At 67.5% G+C, this 18,804-nt stretch carries 13 protein-coding genes and 1 pseudogene; 7 read left to right on the top strand and 7 right to left on the bottom strand.

Features of this window, described 5'->3' with window-relative positions; all coding sequences use genetic code 11:
• Positions 1–40: 40 nt before the first annotated feature.
• The gene (locus tag ACGFU6_RS07350; RefSeq protein WP_393608707.1) at positions 41–1,453 is read left to right on the top strand and encodes a hypothetical protein; all 1,413 of its coding nucleotides are present in this window, start codon (positions 41–43) and stop codon (positions 1,451–1,453) included.
• Between the two features lie 205 nt (positions 1,454–1,658).
• Here ACGFU6_RS07350 and ACGFU6_RS07345 read toward each other — a convergent pair.
• Positions 1,659–1,823 (bottom strand): annotated as a pseudogene (locus ACGFU6_RS07345) (pirin family protein); the annotation flags it as partial.
• A 91-nt stretch (positions 1,824–1,914) separates the two neighbouring features.
• Here ACGFU6_RS07345 and ACGFU6_RS07340 point away from each other — a divergent pair.
• Positions 1,915–3,072: a tyrosine-type recombinase/integrase gene (locus ACGFU6_RS07340; protein ID WP_393608705.1), complete on the top strand. Its 1,158-nt coding sequence runs from the start codon at positions 1,915–1,917 to the stop codon at positions 3,070–3,072.
• A gap of 55 nt (positions 3,073–3,127) precedes the next feature.
• On the opposite strand, the gene ACGFU6_RS07335 is transcribed toward ACGFU6_RS07340, so the two are convergent.
• The 3 genes from ACGFU6_RS07335 to ACGFU6_RS07325 form a co-directional block, all read right to left on the bottom strand.
• Positions 3,128–3,301 (bottom strand): helix-turn-helix domain-containing protein, encoded by a 174-nt coding sequence (locus ACGFU6_RS07335; protein WP_393608703.1) that lies wholly within the window; start codon positions 3,299–3,301, stop codon positions 3,128–3,130.
• A gap of 502 nt (positions 3,302–3,803) precedes the next feature.
• The gene (locus ACGFU6_RS07330) at positions 3,804–4,118 is read right to left on the bottom strand and encodes a DUF2316 family protein (protein WP_393608702.1); all 315 of its coding nucleotides are present in this window, start codon (positions 4,116–4,118) and stop codon (positions 3,804–3,806) included.
• Between the two features lie 37 nt (positions 4,119–4,155).
• Positions 4,156–5,091 carry an aldo/keto reductase gene (locus ACGFU6_RS07325; protein WP_393608700.1) on the bottom strand — a complete coding sequence of 312 codons (936 nt, stop codon included), beginning with the start codon at positions 5,089–5,091 and terminating at the stop codon, positions 4,156–4,158.
• Positions 5,092–5,176: 85 nt separating this feature from the next.
• On the opposite strand from ACGFU6_RS07325, the gene ACGFU6_RS07320 reads away from it, so the two are divergent.
• Positions 5,177–5,800 (top strand): TetR/AcrR family transcriptional regulator, encoded by a 624-nt coding sequence (locus ACGFU6_RS07320; RefSeq protein ID WP_393608699.1) that lies wholly within the window; start codon positions 5,177–5,179, stop codon positions 5,798–5,800.
• A 192-nt stretch (positions 5,801–5,992) separates the two neighbouring features.
• Here the strand turns inward: ACGFU6_RS07320 and ACGFU6_RS07315 are convergent, their stop codons facing one another.
• The gene (locus ACGFU6_RS07315; RefSeq protein WP_393608697.1) at positions 5,993–7,240 is read right to left on the bottom strand and encodes an MFS transporter; all 1,248 of its coding nucleotides are present in this window, start codon (positions 7,238–7,240) and stop codon (positions 5,993–5,995) included.
• 1,235 nt (positions 7,241–8,475) lie between these two features.
• On the opposite strand from ACGFU6_RS07315, the gene ACGFU6_RS07310 reads away from it, so the two are divergent.
• From ACGFU6_RS07310 to ACGFU6_RS07295, 4 genes are all read left to right on the top strand, one after another.
• On the top strand, positions 8,476–8,619 hold the full coding sequence (locus ACGFU6_RS07310) for a hypothetical protein (protein WP_393608695.1): 144 nt from the start codon (positions 8,476–8,478) through the stop codon (positions 8,617–8,619).
• Positions 8,620–9,043: 424 nt separating this feature from the next.
• Positions 9,044–11,419: a SpoIIE family protein phosphatase gene (locus ACGFU6_RS07305; protein WP_393608694.1), complete on the top strand. Its 2,376-nt coding sequence runs from the start codon at positions 9,044–9,046 to the stop codon at positions 11,417–11,419.
• 274 nt (positions 11,420–11,693) lie between these two features.
• Positions 11,694–12,059: a hypothetical protein gene (locus ACGFU6_RS07300; RefSeq protein WP_393608692.1), complete on the top strand. Its 366-nt coding sequence runs from the start codon at positions 11,694–11,696 to the stop codon at positions 12,057–12,059.
• Positions 12,002–13,690: a cation acetate symporter gene (locus ACGFU6_RS07295; protein ID WP_393608691.1), complete on the top strand. Its 1,689-nt coding sequence runs from the start codon at positions 12,002–12,004 to the stop codon at positions 13,688–13,690. The genes ACGFU6_RS07300 and ACGFU6_RS07295 overlap by 58 nt, the downstream gene beginning before the upstream one ends.
• A gap of 142 nt (positions 13,691–13,832) precedes the next feature.
• Here ACGFU6_RS07295 and ACGFU6_RS07290 read toward each other — a convergent pair whose 3' ends face one another.
• Positions 13,833–15,614, bottom strand: coding sequence for a ThuA domain-containing protein (locus ACGFU6_RS07290; protein ID WP_393608690.1), 1,782 nt, complete (start codon positions 15,612–15,614; stop codon positions 13,833–13,835).
• Complete coding sequence (locus ACGFU6_RS07285; RefSeq protein ID WP_393608689.1) at positions 15,611–18,439, bottom strand: PQQ-dependent sugar dehydrogenase; 2,829 nt, start codon at positions 18,437–18,439, stop codon at positions 15,611–15,613. Before ACGFU6_RS07285 ends, ACGFU6_RS07290 begins: the two co-directional genes overlap by 4 nt.
• Positions 18,440–18,804: the final 365 nt, after the last annotated feature.

Genomic DNA, 18,804 nt, shown 5'->3' with positions numbered 1-18,804 from the left:
GTGGGCCCGGTCTGCGCGCCCCTCATCCCAGGAGCAGGCCATGTCCCGCCAGGTCACCCCAAGCCGTATCGTGTTCACCGCGACCGCCGCCATCGGAGCGTTCTGCCTCAGCGTGCTGCCCGCAGCCGCGACGGCCACTCCCGCCCAGATCGCCACCTCGAAGACCAACGGGGTCACGTATCTCAAGTCCCTTCAGGCCGCCGACGGTTCGTACGCCGGCCCCGGGCTGTCCAACGAATGGGCGTTCAGCGCCCTCGCCGCCGCGGGCACGGCTGTCGTGGATGTCACACCTGGAGGCGACACCGCCAAGAACGCGAGATCGGTCTACCGCAGCCTTCTCGCCTCGACGAGTTGGCCCTCGACGGCGCCCGTAGTGACGGACTACGAGCGGGCGACGCTCAACGCCTACGCGGCCGGTATCGATCCCGCCCGCGTCTCGGCGTCCCGCAACCTGATCGGCGACATCTACGGCTACTGGCAGACGGCCGAACCCGGATACTTCGGTCCCTCGGCCAACTTCAACGGCACCGTGTTCGCCGCGCTCGCCCTGGGCGGCGCCAAGACGCAGAGCGGGGCCCAGCGCATACCACAGGCCCTGCGCGACTCCCTGGTCACGCGCATCCGGGCCAACCAGCACAACGACGGCGGCTGGAACTTCAGCAAGGCCGAAGGCGACCCGGGCCAGCTCGGCACGGCCGGCGACATCGACATGACCGGTGCCGCCATGGCCGCGCTGTGCGTCTCCGGAGTACCGAACACCGACACGGACATCACGCAGGCCAAGGCATTCCTCAAGAGCAAACTGGTGCCCACCAGCGGTGCCTTCAACGCCATGTTCGGCGTCAACACCGACTCCAACGGCTGGGCCGTCTCCGGGCTCAACGCCTGCGGCATCAACCCGCAGACCGGCGACTTCCTCACCTCCGCCGGCAAGACCCCCGTCGACTTCCTCATCTCCCAGCAGTTCAGCCCCGGCGGCGGCTTCAAATACCTGCCCAGCGACACCACGCCCTCCGCCTACGCGTCGATCGACGGCCTGCGCGCCGTAGCCGGCGGCGGCTTCACCGCCACTCCCCCGGTGCCGGCCACCAGCGGCGCCACGCAGTGGGTCGCGCAGGGAACACTCACCTCGGGCACGCCCGCGAAGCTCGCCCTGACCGTCGACGACGGCGCCGGAGGCCTGAACGTCTGCTCCGTCGCCCTCACTCCCACCGGCACCACGACGACCCTCGGAACGGTCCTGGACGCTGCCACCGGCTCGGCCACGCCGTCCGGCTGTGTGAGCGGTGTGGCCCCCTCGTCGGGCACCGGCGCGGTCACGGCGGTCAGCGGCAAGGCAAACAACGGATCCAATACCTGGAAGGTCAGCGTCGACGGATCTGCGTTCGCAGCCGCCACCCGCGGCAAGGTGATCAACGCGGGTGACACCATCGCACTGCGCTGGGGCGCCTGACCCTTCCGCATGGTGAGCTGAACCCACCTCAGTGGCTGCCGGGGCATCCCGAGAAGCTTCGGCAGCCACCGCGCGCGGTGCAGAGCCACGGCCATGCGCATCGCACCCTCCTCCCGGCAGCACCCGATGGCGTCGTCGGCCCCGACACAGAGGCTCCCGGCGGAATCGCCCTGGCCGAGGATGCCCCGTGCCAGAAACGCCCGGGTCAGCGCACTCGCCCCCTGGGCTTCAAGGGCACCGGAGGCAGCACGGGAGCGGGGAGCGGCGCGCCCTCGTAACCACGCACGGTGCCGAACCGGTCACCGCTCATCCAGTCCTCACGAGCCCGCCCGATCTCCTCGCCGTCCCTGCCGATGAAGTTCCACCACATACCACGTCTTTGCCGTTTCTTCCCAGCTCAGAGGCATGACGCACCATCCGTGGTCAGCAAAAGGTCAGCAAGCGACCCCGGAGACCGAACGATGGCGAACAAGACCCTGGCCCACGGCATGGGCACACTCTTCAAAGATTGCCAGCACAGCAGCACCAGGTGGTCCAAGTGCCCCCATGAGTACAAGATCAGGTATCGGAACGCCGCCGGAAAACAGACCGAGGAAGCCGGGTTCACCACCCAGGACAAGGCCATCGAGCGGCTGACCGAGGTCTACAGGGCCAAGAAGGCAGCCCCGCGGAGCCAGACCAAGGCGGCGCGGATCGAGAAGTATGGGCAGATGCGTTTCGAGGAGTACGCCTCTGACTGGAAGTCGGCGCAGCGTGACCTTTCCGAGAGCTCACTGCGCCACCTCAACTCCTTGCTGGAGCACCACCTGCTCCCCGCACTCGGAAGCCGTCGCATGAGCACGTTCGACCACAAGGTGGTTGACGGATTCATTCAGGCCATGGAGCGGCAAGGGGCCGGGTTGGCGACGCAGTCCAACGCCTTCGACAAGCTCAAGTCGATCATCCTCGATGCCCACCGGTTGGGCCTCTACGACGAGAACCCTCTGGAGGGCGTCAAGCCCCCGCAGTACGACCCGAAGCGCGCAGTGATCCCCTCTCCAGAGAAGCTCCAGGAAATCCGCACCGCCGGCGACGACGATTTCCTGCTGATCACCGACCTAATGAGTGGCTGCGGCATGCGCAACGGCGAAGCAGCTGCAGTCAATATCAACAACATAGTTGCCGATGACGTCTATCGAATCACCGAACAAGTAAACCAGACAACAAAGAAGTACGGCCGCCTCAAGCACCGAAGGGTAGGCGAATATCGCGACACCCCTCTCCCTGCCCGCACGAAGGAAACGATCCTCTGGTACGCGGAAAAGCATGGAACAAGCTCAAATGGGTACCTCATGCATCACCCACGCGACGCTAACCAGACATACCCAGCTCACAGTCTCTCCAACCAGTGGGCTCGAATCAAAGCTTCAGGAGACGTTGAGATTCCTGAAGGGCTGGTCATTTACAGCTTCCGGCACTACTTCGCCTCGAACTGCTTGGGCCACGGAATCCCAATCACTGATGTAGCAGAGTGGATGGGCCACAGGAGTCTGGACATCACTTTTAAGATCTACCGCCACCTCATGCCTGGCTCGATCGGCCGGGCCGCCAAGATGCTCAATATGGGCCTCGCCGCCTGAGCAAGTCGGGCCCCAGCCTTGAACAACGGCTGGGGCCCGAACCTAGAGAACCATTTCAGCTAGGGGACGACTGCTGGCGAACCCAAGCTTGCACATCTGCAATCTTGAACTGGATCTTCGCGTTGCGACCGCTCCCGAACTTGTAAGGCTTGAGCCCCACCTTCGAGGCTTCCCGATACACCCACTGCACCGACACATTCAAATATTCAGCCAACTGCTTCACATCCATAAACTGCGCAACCATACTTTCTCGGCACTTCCAGCTAGGCAATCAGGAGTGATCTCTCCATCATGCCGCACCATTCCGCGAGAACGCAGCTTGGAGTGGCCGGAATACCGTGATAGGAAATCCGATACCCGCCAACGTAAGCAGAGGCGCCGCGAGAGGGTCGCCATGGGATCGGTCGATGCCCTGGCGAACGCGGTCGAGTCCTTCACCGGCGACCCGGTTTGCTGGATCAGCCAGCAGCATTGCTTGCCAGCGGAGGCAGTCGAGCTGATTGCCCACCAGGTACGCGCGTGCCACCCCGTTTTGCCAAGCAGGGCGGGTCCCTCGGCACGCTCCTCCGTGGCACACCCCCGGTTGACCGTCCTCACCCCCACTGACGGGAGCCCGGCAACGACTGATGGCCCCCCGCGACCGCCGCCGCCTCGGCTCGGCGGTGGTGGTGTCGGCCCGCGTGACCGGGCGCACACCTGTGGTCACCTCGAATATGCGGTCTTGGGCCGCTTCATGCCCTCGCGAAGACGTGTCGTGGGGCGCTGCGCAGCCGGAACCAGAGGCGCGCCCTGAGCCGAGAACGGTCACTGAGCACGGAATAGGGGACGGGCGTGCCCCCGGCGTCCAGGACGGCCTGCTGAAGATGGTCGCGCAACTGCCACACGTCGACGGGGTCGGACACGGGGTCGACGTCGAGCGTCTGCCGCAGCCGCACGGGCGTGAAGGCCAGGTCGGCGGCGACATCGTGGGGCGCGAGCCCGGTCAGTGCGAGGTTCCGGGCGAACTCCTCACCCGTACGGAGCCGCTCGGCGGCGTTCAGCGTCAAAGAGGGCCTCCCCGTGTGGTGACGCGTGCGAAGGGGACTACGCCACCTCAATGTCGCCGGAGCGCGTCGGGACGGCGTCGAGTGCGGCGAGAGTGGCCTCATCGAGGGTGATCGCGCCTGCCTCAACGTTCGCCCGCAGGTGCTCAAGGTCGGCGGTGCCGGGGATGAGGAGGGTGTTCGGGGTGTGCTGGAGCAGCCAGGCCAGGCCGATCCGGGCGGGGGCGACACCCAGCGCCTGCGCGGCAGCGGCGACGGCGGGCTCCTCGGTGACCTTCGGCAGGCCCGCGTAGGCGCCGCCGAGCGGGAAGTACGGCACCCAGGCGATGCCCTCGGCGAGGCAGAGCTGCAGGATGTCCTCGTCGTCACGCGACACCAGACTGTAGGCGTTCTGCACACAGGCGATGCCCACGGACAGGGCTCGGCGCAGCGCGTCGAGGGGCACACTACTGAGGCCGATGGCGCCGATCTTTCCCTCGTCCCGCAGGTCGGCCATGACGGCGAGCTGATCGTCGAGGTCGACGATCTGGTCGCCTTCGGGTCGCAGACCGGGACCGTGGTCGGCGCGGCGCAGGTTGACGAGCGGGATCTGTTCGAGTCCGAGGCTCTTGAGGTTGTCCTCCACCCCCGCCCGCAGCTGTTCGGGCCGCTGGGCGAGGCGCAGTGGGATGGGGCCGCCCTGTGCGGGTTCGGCGCCTACCTTGCTGACGACCAGGACGTCGTCCTCGGGGCGGAACGCCGCGGCGATCACCTCGTTGACGAAGCCGTTGCCGTAGAACTGGGCGGTGTCGACGTGATCGATGCCGAGTTCGACGGCGCGACGCAGCAGCGCGATCGCTGCCTCGCGATCCAGCCGCCGCAGCTGCATGGCGCCGTAGCCGACGCGGGAGACGGTGCGGCCCGCGAGCACACCGGGCCCGCCGGCTCGTGCCGCTCCGGTGGCGGTGAGCTGGGGTGATCGGGCGGTGGACGTCATGGCAGTCTCGCTCTCATGAGACGATGGAAGTAAACGGAGAGACTCCGTTACTCACGACCGTAACACTAAACGGAGGGCCTCCGCTTTGACCGCGTCAGACTCGCCACTCCCCGACGGCTCAGCGAAAGCGACCGGGCGTCCAGCCCGTGCAGATGCCCGGCGCAATCGCGAGCGGCTGCTCGAAGTCGCACGGGACGCGTTCACCGCGACCGGCGGCAAGGCCCCCCTCGACGCCATCGCCCGCGAGGCCGGCGTCGGGATCGGCACGCTCTATCGCCACTTCCCCACCCGCGAAGCGCTCGTCGAGGCCATCTACGCCGCCGAGCTCGACGCCGTCGTCACCAGCGCCCCCGCACTGCTCTCCACGCTGCCGCCCGAGGCGGCGCTGCGTGCCTGGATGGATCGCTATGCGGCGTTCTTCGCAGCCAAACAGGGCATCTCCGAGACCCTTCGCGCCGGCTGGGCCTCGGGCGCCATCGCCACACCGGCCACCCGGGAACGGCTCACTGCCGCAATCGCGGTGATCCTCGACGCCGGGGCACAAGCCGGCTCACTCCGGGCGGACGTCGAGCCGGACGAGGTCACCATGATGCTCCTGGGGGTGTTCCTGTCCACGACGGCCGTCAGCAGCCCGGAGCTGACGGGCCGGTTGCTGGACCTCGTGGTGGATGCCCTGCGACCGATCGCGGAACGCCCACCGCGGGCCTGACGCCCGCCTTGACCGGCACCTGGGGGCAGCCACATCCGCACTGACCGAACTCGCTGCCGTCGGGTCCGTCACTGCATCCCGCTCGCCTGACGAGCACCCGCCTCGCCGCCGACTACGGGACAGACCCGAGCTCGGGACAACCCCACCGTGCCAAGGCATGGGTTGCACCGGGCTCCTCCCCTCCGACCCAGCTCACCCGTGGACCGCGTCGTACCGGTACGGGCCGAGGCACATGAAGAGGCCGGCGCAGATCACGCACACGACAGCCAGCGTGAGCATGGCCGGGGTGTACGAGCCATAGCTGTCCCGGCTCGCACTCACAGCGGACGATGCGACGGCCCCACCGACTTGGAAGGCCGAGAACGCGATCCCGTAGATCTTGCCGTAGGCCGCACGCCCGAAATGCCGGGGGACGAGGTAGCTGAGGACATCGAACTCCGAGCCGATCAACAGCCCGGCCAGGGCTGCAGCGATGAGTCCCGTCACTACGTTGGGGCCCGCCGCGAACAACAGCACCGAGACCAGGCCGCCGGCAAGGTTGAAGGACATGACCACGGATGCACTGAAGCGGTCCAGGAGCCAGCCCGTGGCGACTCTGGCCACGATGAGCGCAAGCCCCAGCGCGACCGGCACCAGGTTGGCAATGCCTTCCGGGACGCCGGCGTCGAGCAGCAGGGGAATCTGATAGACCGTAATGGAGGAGCCGACCAGCCCGAGCAGGAGGAACGCGCCCAGGATGAGCCAGAACGGCCTCCTCCTCGCGGAGATCTTCAGGGTGTCACCGCCTGTCTGGACATCGGTCTTGCGTGGGGTCGGTTCCGTGATGAAGAAGAATGCGACCGGGAAGGCGAGGAGCGCGACTGCCCCCAGTCCGACGAAAGCGGCCCGCCAGCCGAACGCCCCGATCAGCCAAGCTGTGAGAACGGGGACCAGAACAGTGCCTACTCCGATACCGGAGTTGGCGACCCCCAGCGCGAACCCGAGCTTGCGCTCGAACCACCCTGCTGTGAGGCGGAGATAGGACACCGGCCACAGGCCCAGACCGCAGACAGGAATGAGGGCCCAGGCCAGGTAGAACACGGACAGGTTGCCGGGCAGGAAGTACATCGCCATCAGCGAGAGACCGAAGACCGGTGAGCTCATCAGAATGAGGCGGCGACCGCCGTACCGGTCGACCAGATAGCCCTGCACAGGCGAGATGATCATGACCGTGACGCTGAGGAGAGAGGCGGCCAGGCCGATATCGGAAACGCCCCAGCCGAACTCCCGGTGGAGCGGGGCGATGAACGCCCCGAACGACATGACGGTGAGAACGCTGGGGCCAACGGTGAGCCCGAGCAGGGATGCAATGGCCGTACGCCACCCAGTCGACTCCCTGTCGGTGCCGGACGGGGCTTCGCCTGCTCTGATGGGCCTTGCGGGTTTGTCCATGGTGGTCATGCGGAATCCTCCTTGATCCCCTTGCGGCAGTTCCCCACGGGCGCCCGCCGCTGCGGGAAGCCGGTTCGGCGGAACCAGTGGCAACTGCACGTAACTTGTTCGACCGGGCCCGGTGCGGATCGTGCTTCTCGCACCGATGCGACAGCCGTCGCCGTAGAGGCGCCCTGACATGCCGAAGGCTGGTGAGGTGCGCACGTGAGCTCGGGACTGACCCCTTACACGTCATCGCGATGCTCAGACTCGGCCCGGCTTCGATGGCTACCGTTTCGCCCCGCTCAAACGGTCGAAGTGCCACCTCGGCATGCGCAAGGGCTGGTCAATGGTTCGCACCCGACGTGTTGTGGGTGAGCCGATCCCCTGCGATCAACTCCGCGCTCCGGCTGCAGGACAGGAAGTACGTCACCTCTGAGGTGCCGATATCGACACGTACGAGGTGCAGCCTCCAAGACCGGCGCCATCCCGGGTGGGCCTCTCGACTTCGCTCAGGCTGACGGCCCGGGCCGGCAGGCATCACGATCCGGCCGCCAGGTAGGTGGTGCGACGACAACGGGGAGTCCGACGCCATGACGCCCAGCGGGTTGGACGCGTTGAGCCTGAGTGAGTTTGGGGACGTCTATCGGCATGATCGTGGCACTCGATTCTGGCTGAGCAACGACTCGGCACTTGCGGCGGCGCGGACACCTGCGGGTAGGAACTGCCGACCGGGACGTCGGCGTAAGCCGCCGTGCTCCCCAGCACCCAAGGCGATCGGCCGAAGTGGACCATGCCGGCACCGAGAGGTTCGCGGTATCGGTCATGAGCCGGGGAAGCACTCGCCACCGCGGGCCCGCCCCGTGTCGCCATCTCTGGGCCGTCGGGATGGCGGCAGTGGCGGCGGTGATGCACACCGTAAGAGGACCGCCATGGAGTGTCAACATTTTTCCCGCCGGCATTGACGTACCCCTTCACCACGAGGCCGCAGGCCCTTCCCGCCGCCGACGCTGATCCGATTCACATGGAACCTTCGCCCACAGGCAGAACAGCATGCACACTCGCCCGAACGGGAGCGCAGTCAGAACCGAAAACTCACACCAGCCCTGGCGCAAAGTGTTGACACTATTGCCATCGCTCCCAATGATGGGGCCGACGCCAGCCCCGCCCACACATGAGTTGCCCAGACAACAACATGACCGCTCATGCGCTCGACCAAAGCAGAACCCTGCCCCTCCGGGGCGACATGAACCAGGAGCGCCACCATGGTTGAACGCGATGAAGCGGCCATCAACGCGGCACTGAATCTCTACGGGTTCGCGCCTGATACTCATCAACGGACCCAAGATGCAGCGAACTTGCCCGCACTGAATACCGGCGGCCGATTCAGCGGCGCATCCACCGGCTGACACCGGCCAAGGAGTCAGGCAGCAGACGACGCGCCGGGGCACCGTCACTCCTCGGGTGACTGGGGAAACCGCCCCAACTATCCCGACATTCGGATATTAAGTACATCAAGTAGAATGTCAGGAATCATCTGAATCGTCAGGAGTGCAGACTCCACAGGAGGCCGGCAGCAGACTCCCCCGGCGAGTCCGCCGGAGGCCCAACCTGGGCACGCCTACGGACCGCGCGTGGCGCGTGTCGCACCTGACCTTCGCCGTCGCCGAAGCCGCGTCGTCGAAGATGCTGCGCCGAAGCCTACGAGTGCCTCGGCGGCCACCCCTGGGCCTTCCGGCGCGCCACAGCATTCGCTGGTCAATCACAACCAGCAGATATCACACAAATACTCATACTTGGGATGTAGAAGGCATCAATGTTTGCGAGGCTGGCATGGACTCCCGCACCGGTCAGGACGATGACGGCTACGACGCTCTGGCGACCGTAGTGGCAGCCCTCATCGACGACGACGGCACTGTAAGGCAGTGGTCCCGGGGTGCCTCGGAATTGCTGGGCAGGTCCGCCGACGAGGTGTGCGGCCTACACGTGACCGAGTTGTTCACCGACTCAACGCGTACGGATGGCGTTCCTTCGGTGTGGCCCTCCCCCACCGAGGACACCTTCTTGCGTCACTCTCGCGGACACTCCGTGAGCGTGCGCTGCCGCGCTCTGCCTCTCGAGCAATCTGCGCACCAGCTGCTGCTGGCCGTTCCGGCGGACCGTGCGGCCGACTCCGAGCAGGGCGCCGTGCTCCTGCGCGCCCTGCTCGCCCAGGAGCAGATCGGGGTCATCATCCGAGACGCCGATCTCGCCGTCGTAAAGACCAACTTCACTTCGCCCGGCCTGTCACCCCCGCCCTTGGGCAGCACTCCGGCGGACGTGATGGAACCACCCCATGCCGCCATCATCGAGGCGAAGCTGCGCACCGTGCTGGCAACAGGCGTGCCATTGGTCGACCACGCCATCCGCGGCCGTTCCCGGTCCGAACCTGTTCGTGACTACTCGTTCTCGGTGACCGCTGTGCGCACCACTGACCGCCGCGGCCGAGCCACAGGCGTCATCGTGCTGGTCACGGATGCCACTGAGCAGTGGCTTGCCGGCCGTCGCCTGCAGCTGCGACACCAGGCCGCGGCCCGCATCGGCCGCTCCCTGGACGTCCGCCGCACCGCCCAGGACATTGCCGGGGTGCTCGTGCCCGACTTCGCGGACTTGGTGTCGGTCGATCTCGCCGACAAGGTTCTGGCCGGCGACGAGCCACCCAGGACGTTCGCCGGCGGCGATCTTCATCTACGCCGCATGGCGGTGCGAGCCACCGATGGCTGGCCCCAGGGGTTGCTGCGACTGGAGGAAAGATTTCCCCGGCTGCCGGACCGGCCCGCGATTCGTGACCTCCAGGAAGGACGCACAGTCCTCTTCGATCGGAACTCGATCGAACGGGCGATAGGCGATGGCCGCCTGAACCGCTTGCTCATCCCGGACAACGGTCACTCCCTGGTCATGGCCCCGTTGTTCGCCCGTGGCCTGGTTCTTGGGCTCATCGGCGCATGGCGCACCGGTGGCGACAAGCCCTTCGACCAGCAGGACGCCGATATGTTCGCGGAGATCGCCGCGCATGCGGCGCTCAGTATCGACAATGCGCGTCGGTACACCCGGGAGCACCGTGCCGCCGTATCCCTGCAACAACGCCTGCTGCCGGCCGCCGCGACGCTCACCCCGGCGGTGGAGGCAGTGGGAAAGTATGTGCCGGCCGCCGGCGGCGCGGAGATCGGAGGGGATTGGTTCGACGTGATCCCGCTGCCCTCCCTGAGGGTCGCCCTGGTCGTCGGCGACGTGTTCGGGCACGGGTTGCACGCCGCTGCCACCATGGGTCGTCTGCGTACCGCCGTCCAGACCCTGGCCGACCTGGAACTGACTCCGGACGAACTCCTCGGCCGCTTGGACGAGTTGGTCGCGCGTCTCGCTTCCGAGGCCGACCCTGCTGAGCGCGACACCGTGGGCGCGACATGCTTGGTCGCGCTCTACGATCCGGTCACGCAGCTGTGCACGGTGGCCAGCGCCGGACACCCCCCGCCCATCGTGGCCGGACCGGATGGCACCGCTCGCCCCCTCCCGGTCCGGCCAGGCCCGCCGCTGGGCGTGGGCGGCCTGCCGTTCGAGGCGACCACGGCCCGCCTCGCTCCGGGCAGCTGGCTGGCTCTCTACAGCGACGGGCTGCTCGGCCAGCCGGCCGACGGCGTCGACGCTGCCGTGAGCCGGCTCGCCGGCCGCATAGCCGACTTGCATGGTGAGCGGTGCTCTCTTCAGACAGCCGGCGAGGTACTGACCGCGGAACAGGCTGACCACCCCGCGGCCGATGACACGGCCCTGCTGCTCGCCCTGGCCCGTCCGCTGCAACGCGACGCAGTTGCCGAGTGGGAGTTTCCGGCCGATCCGGTCGCGGTCTCCGACGCCAGGGCGGCGGTCGCCGCCAAGATCAACGAGTGGGGGCTCAAGGATCTCGACTTCGCTGTCGAGCTGATCGTGAGCGAACTGATCACCAACGCCGTCCGGTATGCGGGTGGCCCGATCGGCCTTCGGCTCATTCACGACGACGTCCTCGTCTGCGAGGTCAGCGATCCCAGCAACACCCAACCCCGATTGCGCCGGGCTTCCACGAGTGATGAGGGTGGTCGCGGGCTGTTTCTCGTCGCCCAGCTGACCAGTCGCTGGGGCAGCAGGTACCGGCAGTCGGGCAAAACCATCTGGGCGGAGCTGGCGTTGCCGGATTGAGCGCGCCGGGCGTGGCAGAACAAGCACCCGATCCCCCGGACTTCCCGACCGCACTGCCACCACCGCGACGTTGGCGCTGCTCGAGACACGGATGCGACTTGCCTTGGCGTGGGTTTCGCCGGCACACCACCGCATCGCCCGTCGTCGGTTCCAGCCGCGTCGGGCGCTCTTCCCGATCGCTGCGTCCATGGCGCCAGTCGTCCCACTTCTGCCACTGCCCGGGCTGGGCCACCCGGTCGGCCGGCTGCATCTTTTGGCCCGATCAGGAGACATCATGGAGTCACCCCAGCACTCGTTCTTCGAACCGAGGCGCCACGGCGCGCAACCCTTGAGGACGGGAGGCGATGAAAACGGCCTCAACACGCTGCGCTCGGCCACCTCCCGTTCACGTCGGCGCTTCGTCATCGCCAACGGCGCCGGATGGGCAGCGATCGTGGGTCTTCCGGTACTCACCGGGATACCCGTGGGAACCCACGTGGCAGGTGAACTCACCGCAGGGATAGTGCTGTTCGCCGTACAGGGTTGCCTGCTGCTCGCGACATCGGTCCATTTCGACCGTAACCAGCAGGAGGCATACCGGAAATGGAACAGTGGCGGGGGCGTCGCCCTGAACTCCGCGAACGGAGAGGGCAGACGATGACGGACCGCACCGATCAGTTCCTCGCCGCAGCACCATCGAGCGCCGTGCCACTGGTGGCGTTTCTCCTGGTGGTGTGCTGCGTCGTCCTCCTGTACCTGATGTACGGTGCGGACTCCGACGGGCCGGCGGACGTGTACGTGGCCGGACGGACCGTCAGGCCGGTGACCAACGGACTCGCTCTGGCGGGCGATCACATCTCTCTCATCACCCTGATGGCCACCACGGGTCTGGTGGCACTCTCCGGCTACGACGGCATGGCCCTGGCGATGAGCACCGTGGGCTCTTTGGGAGTGCTCCTGATCCTCGCCCATCCACTGCGTAATGTAGGTCAGTTCACCCTCGGGGACACTTTGGGGGCCCGCTTCCCCGGTTCCGCCGCGCGCATCGCGGGCACCGTGGCGACCCTGTGCTTCTGTCTGCCGCTGATCGTGGTTCAGCTGGTCGTCGCCGGCGCCGCTGTGACCTTTCTGATGGGACTCTCCGATACCGGCGCGGCTGCACAGGTCTGCACCGCCCTCATCGGAGCCGTCATGATCTGCGCGGCTTCCCTCAGCGGGATGCGGGGCAACAGCATCCTCCAGACAATCAAGACGGTCGTCCTGCTCGTCGCCATGGCGGTGCTGGCCGGCCAGGTGCTGAACGCGTTCGGCTGGGACGTGAACCAGCTGCTCGACGCCGCAGCGCATAACAGCCCCGACCCCGCGCACTACTACGAACCGAGCCCGCTCCACGGCGTCGGTGCCGACGACGCCTGGTCCCGGCTTTCCATGCTGATCACCGTGATCCTCGGAGCCGCTGTGGGCCCCCACATGCTGATGCGCCTCAACGCCACCGATCGGGGTGAGTCCGCGCGCCGTACAGTGAAGTACGCGATCGGACCAGTTGCCCTCTTCTGTGGGCTGGCCGTCCTCCTGGGCTTCGGGGCGACCGCGGTCGTCGGTGCCGACGCCATCCGCGCAGCCGATCCCGAGGGCCTCGCGGCACTTCCGCTTCTCGCCATACAACTGGCTGCCGACGGCTCCGTCGGCGGCATGACCATTGCCCTCACCGTTTCCATGTTCTTCCTGACCAGCCTCACTGTGGTGGCTGCGCTGACCCTCTCGTCCGCGGCCTCTCTGGCGCACGACGTCTTCGCCGCCGGCGCGGGGCGAGACCGGCGGGCAAAGACCGAGATGCGTCTCCTGCGCTGGTCCGCGGTCGCTGTCGGCACGCTGGCCGTGCTGCTTGCGGTCGCGCTGGAGGGAAGAGAAGTCACCTTCCTCGCCCAGTTCGCCATCACGGCTGCGGCAGCGGCCATCCTGCCCACGGTTGTGTTCGAACTCTTCTGGTCGGGTTACACACGGGCGGGCATGATCTGGAGCGTCTACGGAGGGCTCGGCACGTGCGTGGTGCTGCAACTGTTCGGTCCAGCCGTCTCGGGTTCGCCCACCTCGATCCTGCCCGGGGCCGACTTCGCCTGGTTCCCGTTGGAGGCAACCGGCCTCGTGTCCGTACCGGTGGGCTTCCTCATGGGGTGGGCCGCGAGCCGAGTTACTGCGTCCGGGGCGATGACCCGGGCCCCGTACCAGGATCTGGAAGAGCGAGCCCTGACCGGCACGGGGTCTGCGAACCCCACCGAACGAGTGCGATGACCTCGATCATCCGTCACCGATGGGCATGAGGGACGGCGGCAGGGCGCTTCGGCGTCGCGCGCTGCCGCCGTCACCGGCCCATGTGCGGGGCCGGTCCCGCCACCGTCGCCCTCCGCGCCGATGACGGTGTCGAGCGGGTCACTCAGCTGGGGAGGACCCATTTCTGGTTGGCGCCGGTGCCGCAGGTCCACAGGTGCAGCCTGGTCCGGTCGGCAGAGGAGACACCCTCCGCGTCGAGGCACTTGCCGGACTGCGGGTTCCGCAGGGTTCCGTCAGCGCCTGCGGTCCACTTCTGCGCGCCGGAAGCGTTGCACCCGTAGAGCTGGATCTTGGTGCCGTTCGCCGAACCACCTCCGCTGACGTCCATGCACTTGCCCAGGGCCCGCAGCGTGCTGTCCGTACCCACCGTCCACTTCTGGGCGGCCGACTGGTTGCACGTGTACAGCTGGATCTGCGTCCCGTCCGCCGACGCGGCCCCGGCCACATCGACGCACTTCCCGCCGATGCCCGTGATGGCACCCTCCCTCGGGCCGGACGCGGCGCCGAGTTCCTTGATCCGGACGTTCCGGAAGGAGACGTCGTCCCCGTCCCCGTGGTTCTGCAGGCCTATATGGCCCTGTTGGAGGCCGCGGGCGGGGTCGGTGTTGGTGAAGTCGTTGATACGGCGGCCGTTGAGGAAGACCTGGAGGCGCTCGCCCTCGACCCGGATCTCGTACGTGTTCCACTCCCCCGGCGGGTTCAGGGCCGCGTCACGGGCGGCGAGGTCGGCGGACTTGAAGCCGTAGACGGAGCCCGTGGTGCGGTCGGGGGTGTCGGTGGCGTCGATCTGGATCTCGTAGCCGTTGTTGACGGCCGACCAGGGATCGTCGGAGGCAGGGAAGCCCACGAAGACACCGGAGTTGTCGTCGTCGGCCTGCCGCCAGTCGAGTTTCAAGGAGTATGACGTGTACTCCTTGGACTGATACCAGAGGAGACCGAGGCCGCCGCGGGTGGTCAGGGTGGCGTCGGACTCGGCGAACGAGCCCGGACCGGCCTGCTTCCAGCCGGTGGTGCCCGAGTTTCCGTAGAGCGTGGTGTAGCCGGTCTCCGGACGGCAGTCGGCCTCGGTCAGCTCGGCCGCCCAGCGGATGCCGCCGAGCAGATGGCGCCGGAATGCCGGGTCACTGTACGACTCCTCGGTGTGGCCGCCGCCCGTGTAGAAGGCGCGCCCGCCGGCGTAGTCCTTGCACCAGGCGATGGGATGGTCACCGCTCATGCTTCCGCCGCTGTAGCTGGACTCGTCGAGCGAGGCGAGAACATGGGCTGAAGTGCGTGGATTGGTGCGGTAGTTGTACCACTCGTCGGTACGCTGCCAGGTCGGGCCGAGATGGGCGGTGGCGTCGTGGGCGCGGTCCTCCACCTTGACGGTGGCGGGCTGGATGGCCGGGTGGGACTGGAACAGGGCGCCGGCCAGGCCCGTGTACCAGCTCCAGTCGTATTCGGTGTCGGCCGCCGCGTGGACGCCGACGTAGCCGCCGCCGGCCGCCATGTACCCCTCGAAGGCGGTCTGCTGGGTGGAGTTGAGGACATCGCCGGTAGTGGAGAGGAAGACGACGGCCTCGTATCCGGCGAGGTTCGACGGGCTGAAGGCGGCGGCGTCCTCGGTCGCGGTGACGGTGAAGTTGTTGGCCGCGCCCAGTTCGCGCAGGGCGGTGACTCCTTCATCGATGGAGGAGTGGCGGAACCCGGCGGTCTTGGAGAAGACCAGCACGTCGTACGCAGGGTCAGCGACGGCGGCCGCATCCGGGGCGGATAATGAGCGGTCGAGGGCGGCAGGTGCCGGGGCGGCGGTCGCACCCGCCGCCGGCAGGGCAGCGACACCGAGCATGCCCAATGCGGCCCAGCAGGCGAGACGTCCGAGAGGTCGGACCGGTCGTCGTCTCATGGCAGGATCCACTTCTGGTTGGCGCCGGTGCCGCAGGTCCACAGGTGCAGCCTGGTCCGGTCGGCGGAGGACACGCCCTCCGCGTCGAGGCACTTGCCGGACTGCGGATTGCGCAGCGTCCCGTCAGCCGCCGGAGTCCACTTCTGCGCCCCGGAACCATTGCATCCGTAGAGCTGGACCTTGGTGCCGTTCGCCGTTCCGCCTCCGCTGACGTCCATGCACTTACCGAGCGACCGCAGGGTGCTGTCCGTGCCGACCGTCCACTTCTGGGCGGCCGTCTGATTGCACGTGTACAACTGGATCTGCGTACCGTCCGCCGTCGCAGCGGCAGCTACATCGACGCACTTGCCACCGATACCGGTGATTGCACCCTCCCGAGGGCCGGCCGTACCGGAGGTCGTGACGGTGAATTCGTCCACGTCGAAGAGGGATCCGCTGCCGCCCTTGAAGACGAGGTGGAGGGTGGTGGTGCCGGATGGGCGGTTGCTCAGGTTCGTGGAGACGTCCTGGAACGTCTCCCAGCTTCCCGTGACGGGGACGGCCACGGAACCGAGCAGGGTGCCGGTGGGCGAGCCCGCGCGCACTTCGAGCGTGCCGCCCGCCCCGGCGGAGGAGACGCGGGCGGTCAGTTTGGTCGCGTTGTCGAGTGCGTACGGCTTGAAGGAGATCCAGTCGCCGTTCTCGATGTTGCCCACGGTCTTGCCTCCGTGAGCCGCGGTGTGGCTGACGACCGTCACCCCGGCGGAGCCTCCGTAGTGCTCGGCCTGGCGGTGGCTGGGCTGACTGATGTGCTCGTCATGACTGGTCAGGGCGGGCTGCCCGTTCGCGCCCTTGTCGGTGTACTCGGCGTCCCAGACACCGAAGATGTTGGCGTTGGGATCGTGCTCGCCGTCGGCGATGGTCTGTACGGTGCCGGAGCAGCCGGTCGCCGAGGTCTGCGGGTGGCCGTGGCTGTCGTGGCCGATGATGAAGGTGACCTTGACCTTCGAGCAGTCGATCGTGCCGTCCTCGGGATCGGTGACGGTCACCTTGAACGGCACCGCGGCGCCCGGGTCGATGATCCGGCCGTCGAGGGGCAGTTCCAGTTTCACGGTGGGTGCGGTGTTGCCCACGGTCACGGTGACGGATGCGGTCGCCGTCCGGCCGGTGCCGTCGGAGACGGTCAGCTCCGCGGTGTACTGCCCGTTCGCGGTGTAGGTGTGCGCCGGACTGGCCGCGGTCGAGGTTGCGCCGTCACCGAACTTCCAGGCGTAGCTGAGCGGGTCGCCGTCGGGGTCGGAGGTTCCCGCCGATGAGAACTGCACGGCGAGCGGGGACTCGCCTGAGGTGCGGTCGGCCGAGGCCTGGGCGAGCGGGGACCGTCCGCCGGTGACGTTCTCGATGCGGTAGACCGCGCTGTTCTCGTCCCCGTTGAAGTAGCCGGTGCCGTAGTCGAGGACGTACAGCGCACCGTCGGGGCCGAAGGCCATGTCCATGACCTGGGTGCCCTGCCAGGGGAAGGCGTTGATGGACTGCACGGTGCCGTCGCCGGTCTGTTCGATGCGCTTGATCCATTTGCGGCCGAACTCGCCCGCGAAGAAGTCCCCGTCGAAGCTCTCGGGGAACTTCACCTCGGAGGTCGAGGCCGCGTCGTAGTGGTAGACCGGGCCGCCCATGGGTGACTCGGAACCGCTGCCGAACTCCGGGACCGAACCGCCGTCGTACGGGATCCAGGCGGGCTGGACCGGGGGGAGGTCGGTCAGGCCGGTGTTGTTCGGTGAGGTGTTCTTGGGCGCCGAGCAGGAGAACGCGGAGCCGGACGTCGAGGTGGCGAAGTTGTAGTCGACGTAGGCGTCGTTCTTGCCGGTGCAGTAGGGCCAGCCGAAGTTACCGGCCTTGGTGATCCGGTTGAACTCGACCTGCCCGGCGGGCCCGCGGGTGGCGCTCGCGGTGCCGGCGTCGGGGCCGTAGTCGCCGAGGTAGACCGTGCCGGTGGGCTTGTCGACGGTCATCCGGAAGGGGTTGCGGAAGCCCATGGCGTAGATCTCGGGCCGGGTTTTGGCGGTGCCGGGGGCGAAGAGGTTGCCCGCGGGGACGGAGTAGCTTCCGTCGGCGTTGACCTTGATTCGGAGGACCTTGCCGCGCAGGTCGTTGGTGTTGCCGGCCGAGCGCTGTGCGTCGTACGCCGGGTTGCGGGTGGGCCGCTCGTCGATGGGGGTGTAGCCGTCGGAGGCGAAGGGATTGCTGTCGTCGCCGGTGGAGAGGTAGAGGTTGCCCTGGGCGTCGAAGTCGATGTCGCCGCCGACGTGGCAGCACAGCCCACGGCTCGCGGGGACGTCCAGGACCTTCTTCTCACTGGCGGTGTCCAGGGTGCCGTCCGCCTTCAGGACGAACCGGGAGAGCCGGTTGACGCCGTCGAAGGGAGTGAAGTCGGCTGCCGAGCCGTCCGCGGGGGCATCCCCGGAGGGGGTGGTGAGCTTCGGGGCGTAGTAGAGGTAGACGAAGCGGTTCGTGGTGAAGGCGGGGTCGATACCGACGCCCTGGAGGCCTTCCTCGTCGTGCGAGTAGACGTCCAGCTTGCCGGCGACCTTGGTTGCGCCGGCCGCGTCGGTGAGGCGCAGGGTGCCGTCCCTTGAGGTGTGCAGGACTGACCGGTTCGGCAGGACAGTGAGCGTCATCGGCTCGCCGGTCTCGGCCACCCCCTTGGCAAGGGTGACCTGTTGGAACACGGGCTCTGCGGCGGCCGCTTGGGCCGGGCCCTGCTGGGCGGTGAGGGCGCCTGCGGCAGCCAGCAGGGTGCCGGCGAGCGCCGCGAGGGGCCGGGTAAGTCTCCTGTGCACGCGCATCCTCCGTAAGGCAACGGGGCTGGGGGTCTCGCACAGGCGCGCGCCGTCGCGCCGGGGACACGAGCGCCCTGGGAGGGAGTCGGGCGAGCGCGTCCTTGTTATCCGGTACAGAGCAGGAAAGGTAATGGCTTTTTCGTCAACCAGAAACCCCTTTGACACTTCAGGCTCAAACTTTTATCTGTGGGGGGACAAAGTGCGGGCTACCTGATGCATGCCTCAACTCCGGCGCCAGGGACCGCGGTTCAGTTCCGCGGAGCAGGCCGGCGGGATTCGAGATTTCCGAGAGAAATGCGCCGTGACAGCCCCTCCCGCTACCCGGTCTCAGGCAGCAGGAAGGCGCGGCATCCAGTCGCCGCCTTCTATCA

The sequence above is a fragment of the Streptomyces sp. NPDC048462 genome (assembly GCF_043200175.1).
In the GTDB taxonomy this organism is placed as follows: domain Bacteria; phylum Actinomycetota; class Actinomycetes; order Streptomycetales; family Streptomycetaceae; genus Streptomyces.
This window is presented reverse-complemented; position numbering and strand designations above follow the sequence as displayed.